17 protein-coding genes are annotated in these 17,569 nt (G+C 37.9%); 15 read left to right on the plus strand and 2 right to left on the minus strand.

Annotated features, from left to right (window positions below):
• The first annotated feature begins 125 nt into the window (after positions 1-125).
• The 12 genes from FNLLGLLA_RS03930 to FNLLGLLA_RS03985 all read left to right on the plus strand — a co-directional run bounded on the left by FNLLGLLA_RS03930 (position 126) and on the right by FNLLGLLA_RS03985 (position 10,923).
• Positions 126-1,721 (plus strand): WG repeat-containing protein, encoded by a 1,596-nt coding sequence (locus tag FNLLGLLA_RS03930; protein WP_156697609.1) that lies wholly within the window; start codon positions 126-128, stop codon positions 1,719-1,721.
• Between the two features lie 413 nt (positions 1,722-2,134).
• A complete protein-coding gene (locus FNLLGLLA_RS03935) occupies positions 2,135-2,629 on the plus strand; it encodes a YajQ family cyclic di-GMP-binding protein (protein ID WP_004696277.1) in 495 nt (164 codons plus the stop codon).
• A 70-nt stretch (positions 2,630-2,699) separates the two neighbouring features.
• Positions 2,700-3,818, plus strand: coding sequence for a cobalt-precorrin-5B (C(1))-methyltransferase CbiD (gene cbiD, locus FNLLGLLA_RS03940; protein WP_155086148.1), 1,119 nt, complete (start codon positions 2,700-2,702; stop codon positions 3,816-3,818).
• Entirely contained in the window at positions 3,794-4,420 is a 627-nt protein-coding gene (gene cbiE / locus FNLLGLLA_RS03945) for a precorrin-6y C5,15-methyltransferase (decarboxylating) subunit CbiE (protein ID WP_155086149.1), read from the plus strand. The genes cbiD and cbiE overlap by 25 nt, the downstream gene beginning before the upstream one ends.
• The gene (gene cbiT / locus FNLLGLLA_RS03950) at positions 4,417-5,004 is read left to right on the plus strand and encodes a precorrin-6Y C5,15-methyltransferase (decarboxylating) subunit CbiT (RefSeq protein WP_004697307.1); all 588 of its coding nucleotides are present in this window, start codon (positions 4,417-4,419) and stop codon (positions 5,002-5,004) included. Before cbiE ends, cbiT begins: the two co-directional genes overlap by 4 nt.
• Position 5,005: 1 nt before the next feature.
• The gene (gene cobM, locus FNLLGLLA_RS03955) at positions 5,006-5,767 is read left to right on the plus strand and encodes a precorrin-4 C(11)-methyltransferase (RefSeq protein ID WP_004696269.1); all 762 of its coding nucleotides are present in this window, start codon (positions 5,006-5,008) and stop codon (positions 5,765-5,767) included.
• A gap of 4 nt (positions 5,768-5,771) precedes the next feature.
• The gene (locus FNLLGLLA_RS03960; RefSeq protein ID WP_174892432.1) at positions 5,772-6,917 is read left to right on the plus strand and encodes a cobalt-precorrin 5A hydrolase; all 1,146 of its coding nucleotides are present in this window, start codon (positions 5,772-5,774) and stop codon (positions 6,915-6,917) included.
• A 29-nt stretch (positions 6,918-6,946) separates the two neighbouring features.
• Complete coding sequence (cobJ, locus tag FNLLGLLA_RS03965; RefSeq protein ID WP_232055015.1) at positions 6,947-7,636, plus strand: precorrin-3B C(17)-methyltransferase; 690 nt, start codon at positions 6,947-6,949, stop codon at positions 7,634-7,636.
• Positions 7,633-8,421, plus strand: coding sequence for a precorrin-6A reductase (gene cobK / locus FNLLGLLA_RS03970; RefSeq protein WP_008714166.1), 789 nt, complete (start codon positions 7,633-7,635; stop codon positions 8,419-8,421). Before cobJ ends, cobK begins: the two co-directional genes overlap by 4 nt.
• Positions 8,408-9,073 (plus strand): precorrin-8X methylmutase, encoded by a 666-nt coding sequence (locus tag FNLLGLLA_RS03975; RefSeq protein WP_004696261.1) that lies wholly within the window; start codon positions 8,408-8,410, stop codon positions 9,071-9,073. The genes cobK and FNLLGLLA_RS03975 overlap by 14 nt, the downstream gene beginning before the upstream one ends.
• Before the next feature lie 72 nt (positions 9,074-9,145).
• The gene (locus tag FNLLGLLA_RS03980) at positions 9,146-10,141 is read left to right on the plus strand and encodes a FecCD family ABC transporter permease (protein ID WP_156697606.1); all 996 of its coding nucleotides are present in this window, start codon (positions 9,146-9,148) and stop codon (positions 10,139-10,141) included.
• Entirely contained in the window at positions 10,141-10,923 is a 783-nt protein-coding gene (locus tag FNLLGLLA_RS03985; RefSeq protein ID WP_008601260.1) for an ABC transporter ATP-binding protein, read from the plus strand. The genes FNLLGLLA_RS03980 and FNLLGLLA_RS03985 overlap by 1 nt, the downstream gene beginning before the upstream one ends.
• A 68-nt stretch (positions 10,924-10,991) precedes the next feature.
• On the opposite strand, the gene FNLLGLLA_RS03990 is transcribed toward FNLLGLLA_RS03985, so the two are convergent.
• A complete protein-coding gene (locus tag FNLLGLLA_RS03990) occupies positions 10,992-11,933 on the minus strand; it encodes an ABC transporter substrate-binding protein (RefSeq protein WP_008601258.1) in 942 nt (313 codons plus the stop codon).
• 51 nt (positions 11,934-11,984) lie between these two features.
• On the minus strand, positions 11,985-12,974 hold the full coding sequence (locus FNLLGLLA_RS03995) for a sirohydrochlorin cobaltochelatase (RefSeq protein WP_004696254.1): 990 nt from the start codon (positions 12,972-12,974) through the stop codon (positions 11,985-11,987).
• Between the two features lie 1,187 nt (positions 12,975-14,161).
• On the opposite strand from FNLLGLLA_RS03995, the gene FNLLGLLA_RS04000 reads away from it, so the two are divergent.
• From FNLLGLLA_RS04000 to FNLLGLLA_RS04010, 3 genes are all read left to right on the plus strand, one after another.
• Positions 14,162-15,166, plus strand: coding sequence for a DUF805 domain-containing protein (locus tag FNLLGLLA_RS04000; RefSeq protein WP_156697604.1), 1,005 nt, complete (start codon positions 14,162-14,164; stop codon positions 15,164-15,166).
• A gap of 412 nt (positions 15,167-15,578) precedes the next feature.
• Positions 15,579-16,460, plus strand: coding sequence for a sirohydrochlorin cobaltochelatase (locus FNLLGLLA_RS04005; protein WP_004696252.1), 882 nt, complete (start codon positions 15,579-15,581; stop codon positions 16,458-16,460).
• Between the two features lie 206 nt (positions 16,461-16,666).
• Positions 16,667-17,521, plus strand: coding sequence for a sirohydrochlorin cobaltochelatase (locus tag FNLLGLLA_RS04010; protein ID WP_156697603.1), 855 nt, complete (start codon positions 16,667-16,669; stop codon positions 17,519-17,521).
• Positions 17,522-17,569 lie beyond the last annotated feature (48 nt).

Consider the following 17,569-nt stretch of genomic DNA (forward strand, 5'->3'; position numbering starts at 1 on the left):
ATTATTTATGTGTGAACTTTTTTTACTGTAAAACCGTGTGTTTAGTTATAACAGTATATTTTATGAACTATATATGTATGTTAATGACTGTATGGTTATAGCTTATTCTATAAAAGGAGAGGTTTATGAATATTAACAAGAAATCTGTATTAGTCGCATGTGTGTTAGCGGCTATGTCTACAACAACTTTTGCGGCATCTACTACAACATCTACTAGTAGCACAACGGTAACAAATCACGATACACCAACATCTACTAGTACACGTGTAACTCGTGAGCAACATACAACGACTACATCAACTTCTACTGTGCGTACAGAGAGCTCTAGCTCCACTAAAAGCACAAAAGCTAGTGTAGGTGTTATGACTCCTCAAAAAATTGAAGAGCGTAGTGCACTTTCTGGCTATATAGCAGCTGATGTGGCGAGTGCATTAAATCCTTATCGCAATGCACCTAAATCTTTAAAATCTGGTAAAGGCACTACTTTCAAAAATGACGAAGTCCTTGAACATGGTGTATTAGCAGCTATGAAACAAGGTGGTAAATGGGGTGTTATCCGTCCAGACGGTACCGTTGCCATTGAGCCTAAGTATAAAGAAATTAAAGATGTTGATTATAAAACGGGCAATGTGTTAGCTCAAGTAGATAAGAAAACAGACACTTGGGTTACGCCTAAGGGTGTAGAAATCTCTGAAGAGGAAGCTTTAAAAGAACGTGTAAAACAAGAAGCAACTCAAGAGTATGCAAGTGATTCTTATGTAGAGTTTAAAGAAAAAGGTAAATATGGCTTTAAAACTACTGATGATAAAGTAGTGATTGCTCCACAATTCCGTCAAATCGTGACTGGATTTAGCGAAGACCGTGCTTTTGTTAAAAATGCTAAAGGTAAAATCGTAGCGATTGATGGTACTGGTAAAGAATTATTTAATGCTCCATCTAAAGAGGTATATAGATACCGTAATGGTCTGGCTGAATACCGCCGCTCTGTGAGTGGCTTTAATTTAGGTGGTCTTGTAGGTGGCTTCATCGTGGGCGGTATCCTTGGAGGTGCGCTTTTAGGTGGTCAACATTATCACGTAGGTGGTTTTGCCTATGATGGTGCAAAACGTGGCTATATCGATCGTTCTGGTAATATCGTAATCGACAGCAAAAAAGATAAAGTATGGCCTATCACAGCTTATGGTACGGTAATCAAAGATGCTGGTAACTTATACTTTGTGAACCGTAAAGGTGAAGTTGTTATTCAACCAGGCGATTACGATGCAGGTGAAATGGATAAATTAAATGGTCTATTAGCGTTAAGAGACAATAAGACTGAGAAATGGGGCATTTTCGATGTATCAACAGGTAAGCAAGTAGTAACCTTCAAATATGATTCTATTTCCTTTGCAGGGACTGATCGTTTAGTGGTTGTGAAAGATCATGTTAAAAACCTTATCGATATGAATAGTGGTAAATCCTTGTATTCTGCTCAAACAGAAGCAACTATTGAACCGTTCAACAACGATACTGTAACATGGGTTCATACTGGTAAAGAGGGCTATACAATCATAGATAATAATGGTCATATTTTATTTAGAGATACAAACAAACTTATTGAAGACGCTAAGTCCTTTAACCATGGTTTCAGCTCTGTTAAGTCTAAAGGTAAATGGGGAATCATGAACTCCAAAGGCGAATGGCTTGTACAACCTACATATGATGCGGTAAACGTTTTATAATATAATGGGTTGTAGAATTCCTTTGAATTTGTATTGTCTTTAGTTTTGGCTTAATTAGTATTTTTAGTTATAGTTCTTAGCTATAAACTAAATACAACATAATAGCGTTATACAGAAACTAGCAATATACATGTATTATGTATGTTGCTAGTTTTTTATATTATTGTCTTGTATATTGCGTTGCATAACCGTATTAGAGAACTTTCACTATACTTATAAAAGCTTCATTAATACATAGCTAACAATTATAATTAAGAAAATCGATTTACCTAGAAAATAAGCGTATTTTAAGGTATAATTATAGAGATGTATTCCGATTTGGTGTAGTTTTACACTTTCACTTGGAATATGAGGATGATGAAAGTAATGCTATGAACCTTATGCCCAACAGGTTCAGGTGTAGGAGGTATAAAATGGCTAAAGATTGTTCCTTTGATGTTGTGTCTGAAGTGGATATGCAGGAAGTGGATAATGCGGTAAACCAAGCGAAAAAAGAGATTGGTACGCGCTATGATTTCCGTGGCTCTAAAGCAGAAATTAGTCTTGAAGGCGACACTATCAAAATCATCGGTGATGATGAATATAAATTGAATGCCATTATCGATGTTTTAAAAGGCAAGATGGTTAAACGTAACGTAGCAATTAAAAATCTTGACTACGGTAAAGTTGAACCAGCAGCAGGTGCAACAGTTCGCCAAATCATTACTATTAAAAAAGGCATTACTAAAGAAAATGCTAAAGAAGTAGTAAAAGCAATTAAAAACATGAAAATTAAGGTACAAGCATCTATCCAAGAGGATCAAGTGCGCGTATCTGGTAAGGATAAAGATGATTTGCAAGCAGTAATCCAAATGCTAAAACAATTGGATATCCCTGTAGAATTGCAATTCGTTAACTTCCGTTCTTAATACTATATGTCCATAGGATAGGTTAGTTAGACTCGTTTGAGTCTCTAATACTATCAGTGTAGGAGGCCTTATGAAAGTGGAGGACATGAAGGGTGGATATACCACAGGTTCATGTGCTACGGCAGGTATGAAAGCTGGTTTATTGGCCCTCTTAGATAAGAATATTGTGGACCAAGTGGTCATTGAGAACCCTCAAGGGCAGTACATTGAGGTTCCTATTAAAGCGGTAGAGATTATATCCGATACAGAGGCGAAGGTGACCGTCATGAAAGACGGGGGCGATGATCCTGATGTAACTCATGGCAATGATGTGGAAACGACAGTGACCCTTGATAATACTGGTGAGCTGCGATTCCGAGCAGGCTTTGGTGTAGGTACCGTAACGAAACCAGGTCTTGCTATGCCGCCAGGTGAACCGGCTATCAATCCAGGACCTCGGACGATGATGAACATCGTCTTTGAAGAGCTTTGTGTCCATGGTCAAGGTGTAACGGTAACCGTTAGTGTTCCTAATGGTAAGGTATTAGCGAAGAAAACCTTGAATCATACACTTGGTATCGAAGGTGGCATTTCCATTATTGGTACTACCGGTATTGTTAAGCCTATGAGTGAAGAAGGGTTTAAGAACTCGTTAGTGCCACAGTTGAAAGTTATGAAGGCTAACGGATGTGAAACAGCTGTTCTCGTACCGGGGCGTATCGGTCAAGATCTTGCAGAGCAAGTATTAGGTATTCATAAGAACCAAATGGCAGAAACGAGTAACTTTATTGGCTTTATGCTTGAAAAGGCTGTACAGATTGGATTCAAGCGAATCTTAATCATTGGGCATATCGGTAAGTTAATCAAACTAGCTAGTGGCAGCTTCCATACTCATAATCGCATGAGTGATGGCCGCATGGAAAGTATCGTGGCCTATGCTGCCTTAGAAGGGGCATCGCAAGCAGTTTGTGAAGAGTTATTTAATTGCCAAACTACTGAGTCTACCTTCCCTATCTTGGCGCGAGAAGGTCTTACTGGTGTGTACCAACGTGTTGTAGATCGTGCATCTCTACGTAGTGAGCGCTATATTGCGAACGAAGCAGAGGTAGGTATCATCATTACGACCTTAAAAGGCGAGATTTTGGCAATGGATAAACATGCAAAAGAGATAGGAGAACTTGAACATTGGCACATACCTTGTATATCGTAGGCATTGGTCCGGGTAATCCTGATTATGTGGTGCCTAGAGGTCTTAATTTAATTAAACATGCTACAGTACTGGTAGGCAGTGAACGGTCCTTAGAGGACTTTCAAGAGCCTGGACAAATTACATATCCTGTAACGGGTAAACTTAGTTTACTAGCCGAACAAATTGAGCATGAGCTCAAGAGCCATGACGTGGTGGTCATGGTTAGTGGTGATACAGGCTATTATAGCTTGTTGCCCTATTTAAAGAAGAAATTTACTGCTAATCCTATTGAGGTGGTACCAGGTATTAGTTCTATGACCTTTGCCTTTGCTCGACTCAATGAGGTGTGGCATGATGCGGACTTGATGAGTTTTCATGGGCGCCAACCGGCACCAGAGAAACTCGTGTATGAAGCAGGTAAAAAGATGGGGTTCTTAACTGACCCAGAATATAATCCAGCGCATATTGCGCGTATTTTAATAGATGCAGGTTGGCCAAAAGAAACGAGAGCGGCAGCCCTTGAGCGCTTGAGTTATGATGATGAAAAAATCGTAGACTCTACGCTAGAGGTGTTAACTGAGCTCGAAGGCTTTGGTCATTCTGTAATGGTGGTACTAGGATGAGACATTTTTTCGGAATTCCTGATGAGGAGTTTATACGCGGCGATGTGCCGATGACGAAATGCGAAATTCGTAAAGCCGTTATGAACGAGGCACGCATCGAGGAGGATAGCATCGTCCTTGACGTAGGTGCTGGTACGGGCTCTATTTCTATTGAAGCAGCCTTGGCAGCTCCTAAAGGGCATGTATATGCCATTGAGCGCTTTGATAAAGGCATCGACCTTATCAATGAGAATATAAAGAAATTCAATGTAAATAATATGACCGTAATCAAATCCAAAGCTCCTGAAGGCATGGAAGAATTGCCAGAGCTTGATGCGGTTATCATCGGTGGTAGCGCTGGTGGCATGACAGGCATCATGGACGAAGCGCAACGTCTTTTAAAAGTAGGCGGCCGTTTAGTAGTGACGGCTGTAACGATGGAGACTGGCTATACCATTCTGAAAGAGTTGAAAGGTCGTCCTTTCACGTATGAAGGTTACCAAATGTCTATCAGTCGTTACCGCAAGGCTGGTCCTTATCATTTGTTAGACCCATTGAGTCCAATTTTCATCGTATCTGCAACGCGTATCGCAGAAGGAGAGTAATATGGTTGACGTACATATCGTAGGTGCAGGCCCTGGGGATCCTGAGTTAATTACTCGCAAAGGGTATCGTTTAGTGCAAGAGGCAGATGTTGTAATTTATGCGGGTTCCTTGGTAAACCCTGCCATTTTAGAGGCTTGTAAACCAGGCTGTGAAATTCATAACAGTGCTACGATGAACCTTGATGAGGTTTTAGCTGTTATGAAAGCGGCCGTTGAGGCTGGTAAACGTGTAGTTCGCCTTCACACAGGTGACCCTGCTATTTACGGTGCTATTCAAGAGCAAATGGATGCATTGGCTGGCATGGGTATCTCTTATGAAGTCGTACCGGGCGTAAGCTCTTTCCTTGCTACAGCAGCGGCATTGAAACAAGAGTATACATTACCAAATGTATCTCAAACAGTTATTATTACGCGTATGGAAGGCCGTACGCCGATGCCTCCAAAGGAAAAATTGCGCATGTTAGCATCTCATGAAGCGACAATGTGTATTTTCCTTAGTGTTCAAATGTTAGATAAGGTTGTAGCTGAACTTATCGAGGGTGGTTATGACAAAACGACTCCAGTGGCTATCGTGGTAAAAGCTTCTTGGCCAGACCAACGTATTATCCGCGGCACATTGGAAACCATTGCGGACATCGTAGCGAAAGAAGGCGTATTGCGCCAAGCTATGATTGTAGTAAGCCATGTATTAGATAGTGAATACGAATTGTCTAAACTCTATGACAAAGGCTTTGCTCACATGTACCGCAGTGCTAAGGACTAGTATGATGAAAGAACTAGAAATTGGTGCGCCTATGACGGAAGCTAAGAAGAATAGAACGGCTATTCTTTCTGTTTCTGAACGAGGTGCAAAGCTAGGTCAACGTATCAAGTCTTTGGTGGTACCTCATGCGGATTGCTTTGAAAAGAAAAACCGTCCCTCTGGTGGAGAGGCTATTTATTTTGATTCCCTCAAAAATCACATAGGACAGATTTTCAAGGATTACGACCAAGTATTATGTATTATGGCACTCGGCATTGTAGTTCGCATGATTGCACCGTATATTGAGCACAAATCCAAGGACCCTGCTGTAGTTGTAATGGACGAAGTAGGGCACCATGTAATCAGTTTATTATCTGGTCACCTTGGGGGCGCCAACGAATGGACGCAGTCCATTTCGCTGGCCATCGGTGCGGACCCTGTTATTACGACGGCTACGGATGTAAACGGATTGCCAGCGCCTGACGTGTTGGCGCGCCACGAGCATCTATTGGTAGATGATTTTCAAACCTTAATCAATGTGAACTCTGCCATCGTTGGAGGAGAGCGTGTTGATTATTATATCGATGCAAGCTTACCGAATGCAGAGCATTTAGAACAAGCTGCGAAAGCTCATATTGGTAAACATGGTATGGTTCATATTGTTTCTTTGGATCAACTTGAGTCTATTCCCTGTAAAAATGAGAGCGCTGGAGAGGGCTCATCTCGAGTTGTAATTACTGATAAAGTAATGACCGAGTATGGTCATCAATTGATTTTGCGCCCTCGTACGTATACGATGGGCATTGGCTGTCGTCGAGATACGCCGAAGGAATTGATTCTTGATGCTATTCAACAGTCGCTAGCAGCACATAAGCTTTCACCAAAGAGCCTTGTAACGGCTGCATCGGTCATAGTTAAACAAGATGAAGTAGGCCTCTTAGAGGCTATGCAAATTATGGGGTGGCCTATCGTGTTCTATACACAAGACGAGATGGCACCACTCATTGAACAAGAAGAATTAAAAGAATCTAATTTTGTAAAAGGAACTATAGGAGTAGGAAACGTATGCGAGACAACGGCATTACTAGCGGCCAAGAGCCGAACACTAATACAGCACAAAACAATTTATCCCAAAACAACGGTAGCCATTGCTCAGGTAACATCAAAGTAATCGGCATCGGCCCTGGCGATGAAGAGTTCATGACACCTCAAGCACGTGAAGCTATCTTAGCGGCTGACCGTGTTGTAGGTTATTTGACTTATCTTGACTTGATTAAAGACCTAATTGAAGGTAAAGAGACTGTAGGCACTGCCATGATGCAAGAGGTAGATCGTTGCCAACAAGCAGTTGATTTAGCAGTAGAAGGTCATCAAGTCGTAGTTGTATCATCTGGTGACTCTGGCGTATACGGCATGGCAGGTCTTGTGTTGGAACTTGCTAATAAAATACCAGCAGAAAAACGTCCTTCCGTAGATATCGTACCTGGCCTTAGTGCTGTAAACGTAGCGGCTTCTGTTTTAGGCGCTCCGTTGATGCATGACTTTGCAGTTATTTCTCTTAGTGACTTGATGACTCCATGGGATTTAATTAAAAAACGTGCTGACCTTTGTGCACAAGGTGACATGGTTATCTCCTTGTACAACCCGCGCAGTAAAAAACGCGTTACTCATTTAGATGAAGTTCGTGAAATCGTTCTTAAATACCGCGATCCTAAAACACCTGTTGGTATCGTGCAAAAAGCAGGTCGTCCAGGGCAACACATGGTAATTTCTGACCTTGAGAATTTTACAAACGAAGAAGTGGATATGCAAACACTTGTTATTATCGGCAATAGTCAAACCTATGTTGAAAATGGTCGCATGATTACACCTCGAGGCTACAAATTATGATTTGGGTCATCGCTGGTACCTTGGATGGTCGTACCTTAGCGGTAGACATCCAAGAACGGACAGGTGAAGAGGTTCTCGTTACTGTTGTGAGTCAATATGGGGCAGAGCTTGCTGCCCATAAAGGCATTACTGTTCATACGGGCCGTCTTGATCAAGAGGCTATGCAAAATTTGATTAAGAAACACAACGTACGTTTATTAATCGATGCAAGCCATCCGTATGCGGCTATTGTTACAGCTACGGCCCAAGATGCAGCAAAAGCTGAAGGTATTCCTTTTGTTCGCTTTGAACGTAAAGAGGTGCCATTGCCAGACTATGATAAATTGCATATCGTAGTGGATGAGGTAGAAGCCGCTAATTTAGCTGGCAAATTGGCAAAGGAAAACAATAAACATGTGTATTTGACCACAGGTAGTAAGACAATGCACATCTTTGCTAAATCTGAGGCTTTACAAGATTGTGAAGTATGGACACGTATTTTGCCGACCGCCGAGGTGTTACAAATGATGGAAGACCTCAACGTGAGTCCTAAGCGCATTGTTGCTGTCCAAGGTCCATTTTCTTATGATATGAACCGCATCATGTTCCACGATACACAGGCAAGCGTTGTAGTTATGAAAAACTCTGGCCTTGTAGGTGGTGCTGATACAAAATTACAAGCAGCTATGGATCTTGGTATCCATGTTATTGTTATCGATCGTCCGCGTGTTAAACTTGAAAGTCACGTGGTATCATCAAATGATGAATTCTTTAAATTATGGGAGGACACTAATGGATTACGTTAAAAATCCTAAAGCTATTGAAGATAAAAGCATGGAAATCATTTACGATTATGTAAAGGATTTAGGCTTAACAGATGATGAAGTGCGCGTTGTATCTCGTACAGTACATGCGTCTGGCGATGTTGAATATGCTCAACTTGTAAAAATGAGCCCTGATGCTGTTCAAAAAGGTATTGAAGCATTGGATAATGGTGCAGATATTTATACAGATGTAGAAATGGTTCGCACAGGTATTTCTAAGCCAGCTCTTAAAATTCGCGGTAATGAAGTGCACTGCTTAATTAAAGATGAAAATGTAGCTAAAATGGCTAAAGAATTAGGTGTAACTCGCTCCATCGCAGCTATGCGTACCTTTGGCAAACAATTAGAAGGACAAATCGTTGCTATCGGTAATGCACCAACTGCATTGTATGAAGTATTGCGCCTTGCTTTAGAAGAAGGCATTAAACCAGCTCTTATCATTGGTATTCCTGTAGGCTTCGTAGGTGCAGCAGAATCCAAAGACTATCTGATGGAAGTATCTCCGGTTCCTTACATCACTGTAAAAGGCAACAAAGGTGGTAGCCCAATCGCTGCCTCCGTATGTAATGCATTGCTTTATACAGACGTAAAACGCAATGACATGCTCTTCGTAGAAGGCAAAGAATCTAAATAATACAAAACCCGAATCGTATATGTAGTTTTGCGATTCGGGTTTTACTGTATATATTATTGAGAGGGGATTCATATGGCATCAAGTAATGAACGAAAATTATTTCGCGTATCAGTGATTTGTATCTTAATCATCGCCGTTATTACGAGCATGATTATATCTCTTATTTGGGGATCAACACCCGTATCATTAGCTGAGATTTGGCATACATTATGGTCTAGTGAGCTAACTGATACATCTTCACAAATTATTTGGAATATTCGATTGCCTCGCAATATTGTAGCTGCGTTAGTGGGGGCTTGTCTAGCTGTATCTGGTGCAATTTTGCAAGCAGTTATGAAAAATCCCCTAGCGGATCCACAGATTGTAGGAGTATCCTCTGGTGCAGGACTAGCTGGTGTTATCATATTTATTTTATTTCCTGGGTATGATCATATAGTTCCTTTAGTGGCCTTTTTAGGTGCTATGGCTGCAGCGCTCATGGTGTATGCATTAGCATGGAAAAATGGAGTGCGACCTAGTCGTATTATCTTAGCTGGTGTTGCGGTCGCAGCCTTTTTAGGCTCAGGTATTTCAGCACTACTTGTATTCTTCGGTGATCGTGTACAAGGGGCATTGCTTTGGATGGTAGGGGGACTCGCTGCACGCAGTTGGCCTCAGGTAGAAGTGCTGTTTCCATATGCTATAATTGGTCTTATTTTTGCCTGTTTAGGAGCTAAACGACTTACCATTTTAAGTTTAGGTGATGAAACTGCAAAGGGATTAGGCCTTAAGGTAGAACAAACACGGTTTATTATGACTGCAGTGGCTGCTCTTTTAGCGGCTGGTGCTGTAAGTATAGCTGGGCTTATCGGATTTGTAGGTTTGGTTATTCCCCATATGTTACGTCTTATAATCGGTAACGACTATGCATATTTACTGCCTGGATCCGCATTATTAGGCGCACTAGTTCTTGTTGTCAGTGATACAATAGGACGTGTTATGTGGAGCCCTATAGAGGTACCAGTGGGCATTATTATGGCATTTTTTGGAGCGCCGTTCTTCTTGTATCTGTTGAGGAGGGATAACTAATGAATACCGCTATTGATGTAAAACAGTTATCCGTAACTCTTGGTAATCGTCATATTCTACATGACATTAATGTATCGGTTCCTATCGGTAAAATTACGACATTAATTGGGCCTAATGGTTGTGGTAAAAGTACGCTTTTACGATCTATGATCGGATATATTCATAGTCCTCATGAATGTATTACCATATTTGATAAACCGTTACAATCATATTCTCAAAACAATCTGGCAAGGCAAATGGCATTTTTGCCACAAGTACCGAATATGCCAAAGGATATGACTGTAGAAGAATTGGTATATTGTGGACGGTATCCATACCAAACGTGGTGGAAAAACACGGCTAAAGAAGATCGTGAGATTGTTGACTATGCGTTACATATCACGAAAACGAATCATTTGCGAGAACAATTAATCCCATTCCTATCTGGTGGTGAACGGCAACGCGTTTGGATTGCTATGGCGCTAGCACAGCAACCAAAATTATTAGTCTTAGACGAACCAACAACATATTTAGATATTAATCACCAATTAGAAATTATGGAGTTATTGAAACGATTAAATAAGGAACAAGATTTAACCGTTCTCATGGTACTTCACGAACTAACACAGGCGGTTCAATATTCACATTATATGGCTGTTATAAAAGAAGGCCATTTAGTAGTATCAGGAGAGACAAGTAAAATTATATCGGATGAGTTGTTTAGAGATGTATTCTCTGTAGATGTACAACTTGATACATTTGATAATAAAAAATATGTGCGCGTAAAAGGATTAGTTGAGTAGCTTGATACTAATAGAAAAAGAGGGCATTCCCTATTTGGGGGATGCCCTCTTTCGCATGATACAATATGTTAGAATGTAACATTAATACCGTATGCTTCTTTAACTAAACGTGCCATAGCTTCAGGTGTTTGTAGTCCTGGGTTTAATAGGAATAGTTTAGATGGTAAGTATATTACGCGGTTATTTTGTACGGCTTTTAAATTAGCCCATGCAGGATTATCTGTCATAGCTTGTTTCATAGCTTTTGTAATTTCTTCTTCTTTACCCATTGTAACAACAAAGATAATATCAGGGTTATCTGCAGTCAATGTTTCAAGAGAGTAAGGGACAGTTTTATCCTTAGTTGTGCCTTCTAAGTGGGAGGCAACAACGTTTGTCATGCCTAGTTCTTTTACCATAGATGCAGTAACTGCTTCATCAGTTTCGGCAGTTACACCTTTTCCTGTGGCACGTAATACAGCAACACGTGCAGGCTGTTGATTCTTAACAGCATCTTTTACCTTGGTAATATTGCTTTCATAGGTATTAATAACAGATTTAGCCTTATCTTGATGGTTGGTTAACTCGCCAAGGAATGTTAACATTGGTACATTATCTTTAATACCATCGTAATCAAAAAGTACGGTTGGAATATTATTAGCTTGTAATTGGGATTCATATTTTTTATGTTGATTTACTAAACCCAATACTACATCTGGCTTCAAGCCTAATAGTTGTTCCATGTTGATATTTGCAGTTTGACCAAGAGCGGGTAGAGCTTCTAATTCTGGGGCTAATTTATCCGTTGTATTGGCACGGCTAATGGCTTTACCATCGACAGCATAAAGCATAGATAAAACAGAATTAGATAATACAGCAATTTTTTGTGGATCCTTTGGTACAGTATAGGTTTGACCATTAAAGGTCAACTCCTTCGTAGTAGCAGAAGAGCTGGATGTGGTTTTACCACACCCAGCTAGTGCTAGTACAATCATAACCAAAGCGATACTACCGAGTAGTAGTTTTTTCATGATGTACTCCTATGAATGTTATATATGCAATAACGATCTTAGTTATATTGATTATTTTTCTAATGCATCCCAAGCTTCGTTAGCACGTTCAACGAATAAGTTACGGATGTTTTGGTTTTCACCTAAACCATGGATGTAAGTGTCAACTTTGAAGCCTTCTTTTTCAAGAATGGATTTGTGGGAATCTGGTTCGTTACCAGCCATGTCGTTGTTTGCATGGTCACCAGCAACCATCATGAAAGGCATCAATGTAACATGTTTAATACCATGTAATTTCAATTGAGGGATAACTTGTTCAAGATTTGGTGTACCTTCTACTGTGTAGATGAATACATTTTTCATGCCAAGAGTATGGATACGGTCTTGAATTACAGAATAGTATGCATTGGAAGGATCTGGAGTACCATGAGCCATGATAAGAAGACCATCTTCTTTACCTAATTTAGGGAATTGGGATTGAACAGCTTTTAATGTTTCAATAACTTGGTCAGTTTGGTTTTCTTGACCCATCCAGTACATAAGAGAAGTACCGAGTGTCATTTTTTTGAAATCATTTTTGTATAAATTATATACTGCTGCATCGTAGTTATATTCCATACCAGGAATTACATCTAGAGATGCCAATGCAACGCGAGTGTAACCATCTTTTTTAAGTTCAGCTAAAGCTTCTTCAGGCGTAGGGTATGTTATACCTTCTTTTTGTTGGATACGATCACGAATAATATGGCTTGTGAAAGCAGTTATCACTTTAGTATTTGGGTGAGCTGCCTTAATAGCATCTACAGTAGCATCGATTGTTTTCACACGAGTATCTTTATAAGTTGTACCAAAGCTCATAACAACCATAGCATCTTTGTTTGGCAAGTTTTGTAAAGCTTCTGTATTATGTGTACGAACACCAATTGCAGCGGCTTCTTTCAATGCTGGTGTAGGATCTTTTACTTCCTCATTTAATTGATATGCAGCATTAGATACAACTGGTGCACCAAAGGATACTGCAAGACCTAGAATAGCGGATGCTAAAGCTAATTGTTTTTTCATTTCTATACTCCTATCTATAACTATAACTACACTAATATGCAATCATTTACATAGTTCTATTATATGAAAACTATGGATTCATTGCATATATATAACCTTATTTCAATCGTAACAAAGCGGAAAACAGGTGTCAATAAACCCTATACCCCTAGAAGTATAGAGAAATTAAAAAGTTTTTAATAAATTAATGTGATGAATAAAGTATGATAGTACATTTTATAATTATATTCTTATTGGTTATAAGGATATGAATATGTGAATATATAAGTGATTTTATTTGATCTTTATTTAGGCATATTTTGATGGGGCCCCATAACATTACTACAAATATATTAAAAATGATGCCCTATACTTGTTTGCTCCTCGTTCCTGATGTCGCTACACAAGTACAGGGCATCATTTTTATTACTGTAGTTATGTAGGCGTCCCATCAAAATATGATATATAATAAATATAAATATAAAATTTTAGTAAAATAAAATTATCATATAAAAGAGAGAAGGACTATGTTTGTTTTTTTGAGAGAGAACAAATTCTTTTAAAACAGAATGTATACGATCTACTACATAATACTAGGATAGGTAGAAAAGCTTTTTTACTTATTGTTTGGTAAGGGATCTTGGCAATTTGTAAAAGACCTCTAGGTTTATATTCTATGAAATAGGAAATAGATTATAATATATGATTTATTAATTTTAGGCATTAGTATATGGTTATTATATGATATTTTTCTTATGTATAAAGCAAAGAATAAATCACAAGTCCTAATAGAGTTTATATTGCTTGCTGTATTAATTGCTGGATACTTAATAAATAAACTGTATGAAACTAACTATTTTGTATCAGATATATATTTTTATTTAGGTATGGTATTAGCGGTTATTATATATTGTTGTATATTATGGTTACATAGTTATAAATATATAAATACTGACGACGAGAGAAAAAAGAAAAATATAATTAATTCAATTCTAACAATTCATGCAATCATATTTTTATATGGATTAGTGATAGTTTGGATAGTATTCTTTTAGATTTTAATATGATTCTTAATTAAAACATGGTGTTGGACTCCTTTGAGTTTAACACCATTGGTAGATATGTTTGAGAATATTGTAAATGGAGGATGGATACCATTGAGTAAATCAGATTTTCAAAATAATTTTACTAAATATAAAGGGTAGATTATGCATCTTAAAATAAATATCCCTAATGACTGTAATTTATTCAAAGCTAATATACGAGCATTAGGAGATTCTAATATTTTTAGAAATAGACGTTTAAATATTATAACAGCAATAACATATTATGCTGCGATAGTATTTATATTCTTAATGACAATGGCTTTAGGTTTTTATGTTAACCCTAGATTATATAGCGCCTTTTTTTATGGGATTGATATGATAACTAATATATTGTTTTTAGTTGTATTGGGATATCGATGTCAAGATTATGGGATTCATAGATATATAGGTATTTTATGTGTTGTTGTAATTAGTTCCCTTATTACCTTATATTGTGGTGGTGATTTTTTTGTAAGTCCTAGTAATTATATTTTAGCGGTATCGGATACAACTATTTCTCTTAATAAACCCTTTTTTTTCATGGTAATGAATAGAATGATTTTTTTATTACTTTTAATTCCTGGAAGCCAAAAGAATTCGTATGGTGATAGACCTGCATCCGGATTTTGGGATGGCTCTTATTTAGTAATGGATCCTTTAAATATTAAAATTGTAAAGAGTAAGATTAGAAAATTATGGAATAATTTAATTGGTAAAAAGGACTATGATGATACATTAAGGTCTGGTAATGCTATAAAAGAGCAAAAGTTTGAGTTTATGGAAGTTCTCCAAAAAATTCTCATTAAAGATATTTTTAATTTTGAGGGCCGATCTTCTAGAGATGAACTGATGATATTTACTATGCTATTTTCTGTGCTATCAATGTTATTAAGTTATATAAATATATCTGATATATTGAATAGTTATGTTGTTAATATTTTTATAATTGACGTCTTAGTCGCTATTATTATATTAGTACCTTATATAAGTTTACTTGTTCGTCGTCTTCATGATAGTGGAAATAGTGGTCTTTGGCTTTTCTTTATTGTAGTTCCTATTGTAAACGTATATGTTTTATATATGCTATTTTTTAAGCCAACCTATAATGATGAGACAATCAAATGCTGAAATTGATTTTTTATTTATTTTTAGAGAAAATTAATAGGTTGGTATGTTTGAGAATATTGTAATTGGTCTCTTTGGCTTATTAATGGTGAATTATCTCGTCATATTTGAAGTATATTTTGATTATTATTCTTTGTATTGCTTGTGTCTTTGATCTATGGCGTCATAATCGCTCAGGCAAAATCACAGCTGACGACAAGAGAATGTATGATACCTTTATAGGTCGAATTAAGTTCATTGTTATGTTTTTACTTGTTTTATGTGGTGTTGCATCGGTTATACATTATTTTGGTTGATTTTGATATTTTTTCTCATTGACTTCTATAGATTAATCTTGTACTATTATTACATAGTAGTTGATAACAATTTTCAATTGTGAAAGTTGTTTCATGTATGAGTAATATGGAGGTCACATATGAAAGGCATAATTATTGCATCCTTTGGATCAATTTACCAAGATGCTGTGGAGAAATCCATTGGCAGTATAGAGAAAAAAGTACGTTCCATGTATAGTGATATGGAGGTACGCCGCGTATTCTTATCTGATGCATTAGTAGAGAAGTGGAATGAGAAATACGAAGATAAGATTTCTTCTTTCACAGAGGCTATGCAAGATTTCGCTCGTATGGGTATCGATGAGGTGTACATTCAACCTATTACATTGGTGGCAGATCAGTGTTACCAACAAATGCGCAAACAAGCATTAAAATTTTTACATAGCAATGAATATGGTTTTAGCCAGGTAAATATTGGTAAACCATTGCTTACCTCTTTAGGTGTAAAAAATTATGCCGATGATTATGAAGCAACATTAGAAAGCATTGTTCGTCACGTTAATACAAAAGCACTTAATAAATCTGTTGTGCTCATGGCGAATGGTCAAAATCAATTAGAGTTCAGTACATTGCAATTAAAGGCGATGTATGGTGCAGCACCAAATGTAGTAGTATTTACTACAAATGGTTTCCCTACTTTTAAACAAGCTCTTACTTTCTTGGATCGTATGGGGCATAAAGATTTATTAGTTGTACCATTGGCTCTCATAGGTTCTACACATTTAATGGATTATCTTGGCGGTGAACGCTCCGATTCCATTTATGCTTTACTCGCTGAGGAAGGCTACAATGTTGACATCTGGAATGAAGGGCTTGGGGAAAACCCACATGTACAAGATTTATTTTTGAAACATTTAGGTCAAGCTATCCGCATGTCTGATCGGAAACGGCCCATGCCTAGAGAATCCGTAAAACCTGTCATGACAAATTCTCGCTTAGAAGCGCAAGGTTTGATTTCTTGATTTTTGCTATTACATAATTAGACATACAACACTCCACTCTTTCACATTAATAAAAATCCTCCTTGTTGGACATCCAATGAGGAGGATTTTTACTTTTACCATGAAAGATAAGAATAATTTCTATTTTATACGTACCACGGTATGCCCCTATAGAATGGTCTATGGTATGATTAAGATACATTATTAGTTAATATAAGGAGACATTCATGAAACAAGCTATTTTAGTTGTTGCCTTTGGATCCACTGTGGACAGTGCTCGTGAACATAATATCGATTCCGTAGTAGAACATATTCGTAAATCGTATCCGGATTATACTGTAGAATTAGCTTTTTCCTCTCGTATCATCGTTAAGCGCTTACGTGAGCGTGGTATTGAGATTCCTACTGAACAAGGGGCGTTAGAAAAACTAATTCGAGAAGGTTATACACATGTATATGTGCAGCCACTTCATTTCACCGGTGGTGAAGAGTTCGATAAATTGAAAAATAATATCCTTGCTCATGAAGGGGAAGGACAACTCGAAGTATTACGTGTAGGTAGACCTCTCGTATACTATATGGGACAAGAAGAGCACCCAGATGATTACCAAATCTTGATTGACCATTTCATTAAATCTCTTAATATTTCCAAAGATGATGGTTTGTTATTGGTCGGTCATGGAGGTCTTGGTTCTGGCAATTCTTCATATGGTAATTTACAGTTTAAGCTAATCCGTAATGGACTTACGAATGTGCGTATTGCTGTACTTGAAAACGCACCATATGTGTCAGATGTAGCAATGCCTTGGGAATGGCTTGATGGTAAACGTCCAAAAACAATTTATGTACATCCTTTATTATTGGTACTCGGGGATCATGCACAAAATGATTTATTTGGTGAGGAAGAGGATAGTGTTGTTAATGAACTTTCTGGAGCAGGATATGCGGTTAAACCAATTCATAGTGCTCTAGGTGAATATGAAGCGATTCATGATATTTTCCGTCAACATGTGCAAGATTGTATCGATGATTTGTATGGCAAACGTAGCCCACATCGTCCTGCAATTCCAAATATTAAATAGTATCTTTGTATATATTGTATAAATTGGTTATAATAAAAGATATTGCAA

Origin of the sequence: Veillonella parvula, assembly GCF_902810435.1 — a bacterium.
Taxonomy (GTDB): Bacteria; Bacillota; Negativicutes; order Veillonellales; family Veillonellaceae; genus Veillonella.

What these genes read in the sequence shown, in the direction of transcription:
- FNLLGLLA_RS03930 (WP_156697609.1), top strand. Translation starts at nt 126, where the DNA reads ATGAATATTAACAAGAAATCTGTATTAGTCGCATGTGTGTTAGCGGCT.
- FNLLGLLA_RS03935 (WP_004696277.1), top strand. Translation starts at nt 2,135, where the DNA reads ATGGCTAAAGATTGTTCCTTTGATGTTGTGTCTGAAGTGGATATGCAG.
- cbiD (WP_155086148.1), top strand. Translation starts at nt 2,700, where the DNA reads ATGAAAGTGGAGGACATGAAGGGTGGATATACCACAGGTTCATGTGCT.
- cbiT (WP_004697307.1), top strand. Translation starts at nt 4,417, where the DNA reads ATGAGACATTTTTTCGGAATTCCTGATGAGGAGTTTATACGCGGCGAT.
- cobM (WP_004696269.1), top strand. Translation starts at nt 5,006, where the DNA reads ATGGTTGACGTACATATCGTAGGTGCAGGCCCTGGGGATCCTGAGTTA.
- FNLLGLLA_RS03960 (WP_174892432.1), top strand. Translation starts at nt 5,772, where the DNA reads ATGAAAGAACTAGAAATTGGTGCGCCTATGACGGAAGCTAAGAAGAAT.
- cobJ (WP_232055015.1), top strand. Translation starts at nt 6,947, where the DNA reads ATGACACCTCAAGCACGTGAAGCTATCTTAGCGGCTGACCGTGTTGTA.
- cobK (WP_008714166.1), top strand. Translation starts at nt 7,633, where the DNA reads ATGATTTGGGTCATCGCTGGTACCTTGGATGGTCGTACCTTAGCGGTA.
- FNLLGLLA_RS03975 (WP_004696261.1), top strand. Translation starts at nt 8,408, where the DNA reads ATGGATTACGTTAAAAATCCTAAAGCTATTGAAGATAAAAGCATGGAA.
- FNLLGLLA_RS03980 (WP_156697606.1), top strand. Translation starts at nt 9,146, where the DNA reads ATGGCATCAAGTAATGAACGAAAATTATTTCGCGTATCAGTGATTTGT.
- FNLLGLLA_RS03985 (WP_008601260.1), top strand. Translation starts at nt 10,141, where the DNA reads ATGAATACCGCTATTGATGTAAAACAGTTATCCGTAACTCTTGGTAAT.
- FNLLGLLA_RS03990 (WP_008601258.1), bottom strand. Translation starts at nt 11,933, where the DNA reads ATGAAAAAACTACTACTCGGTAGTATCGCTTTGGTTATGATTGTACTA.
- FNLLGLLA_RS03995 (WP_004696254.1), bottom strand. Translation starts at nt 12,974, where the DNA reads ATGAAAAAACAATTAGCTTTAGCATCCGCTATTCTAGGTCTTGCAGTA.
- FNLLGLLA_RS04000 (WP_156697604.1), top strand. Translation starts at nt 14,162, where the DNA reads ATGCATCTTAAAATAAATATCCCTAATGACTGTAATTTATTCAAAGCT.
- FNLLGLLA_RS04005 (WP_004696252.1), top strand. Translation starts at nt 15,579, where the DNA reads ATGAAAGGCATAATTATTGCATCCTTTGGATCAATTTACCAAGATGCT.
- FNLLGLLA_RS04010 (WP_156697603.1), top strand. Translation starts at nt 16,667, where the DNA reads ATGAAACAAGCTATTTTAGTTGTTGCCTTTGGATCCACTGTGGACAGT.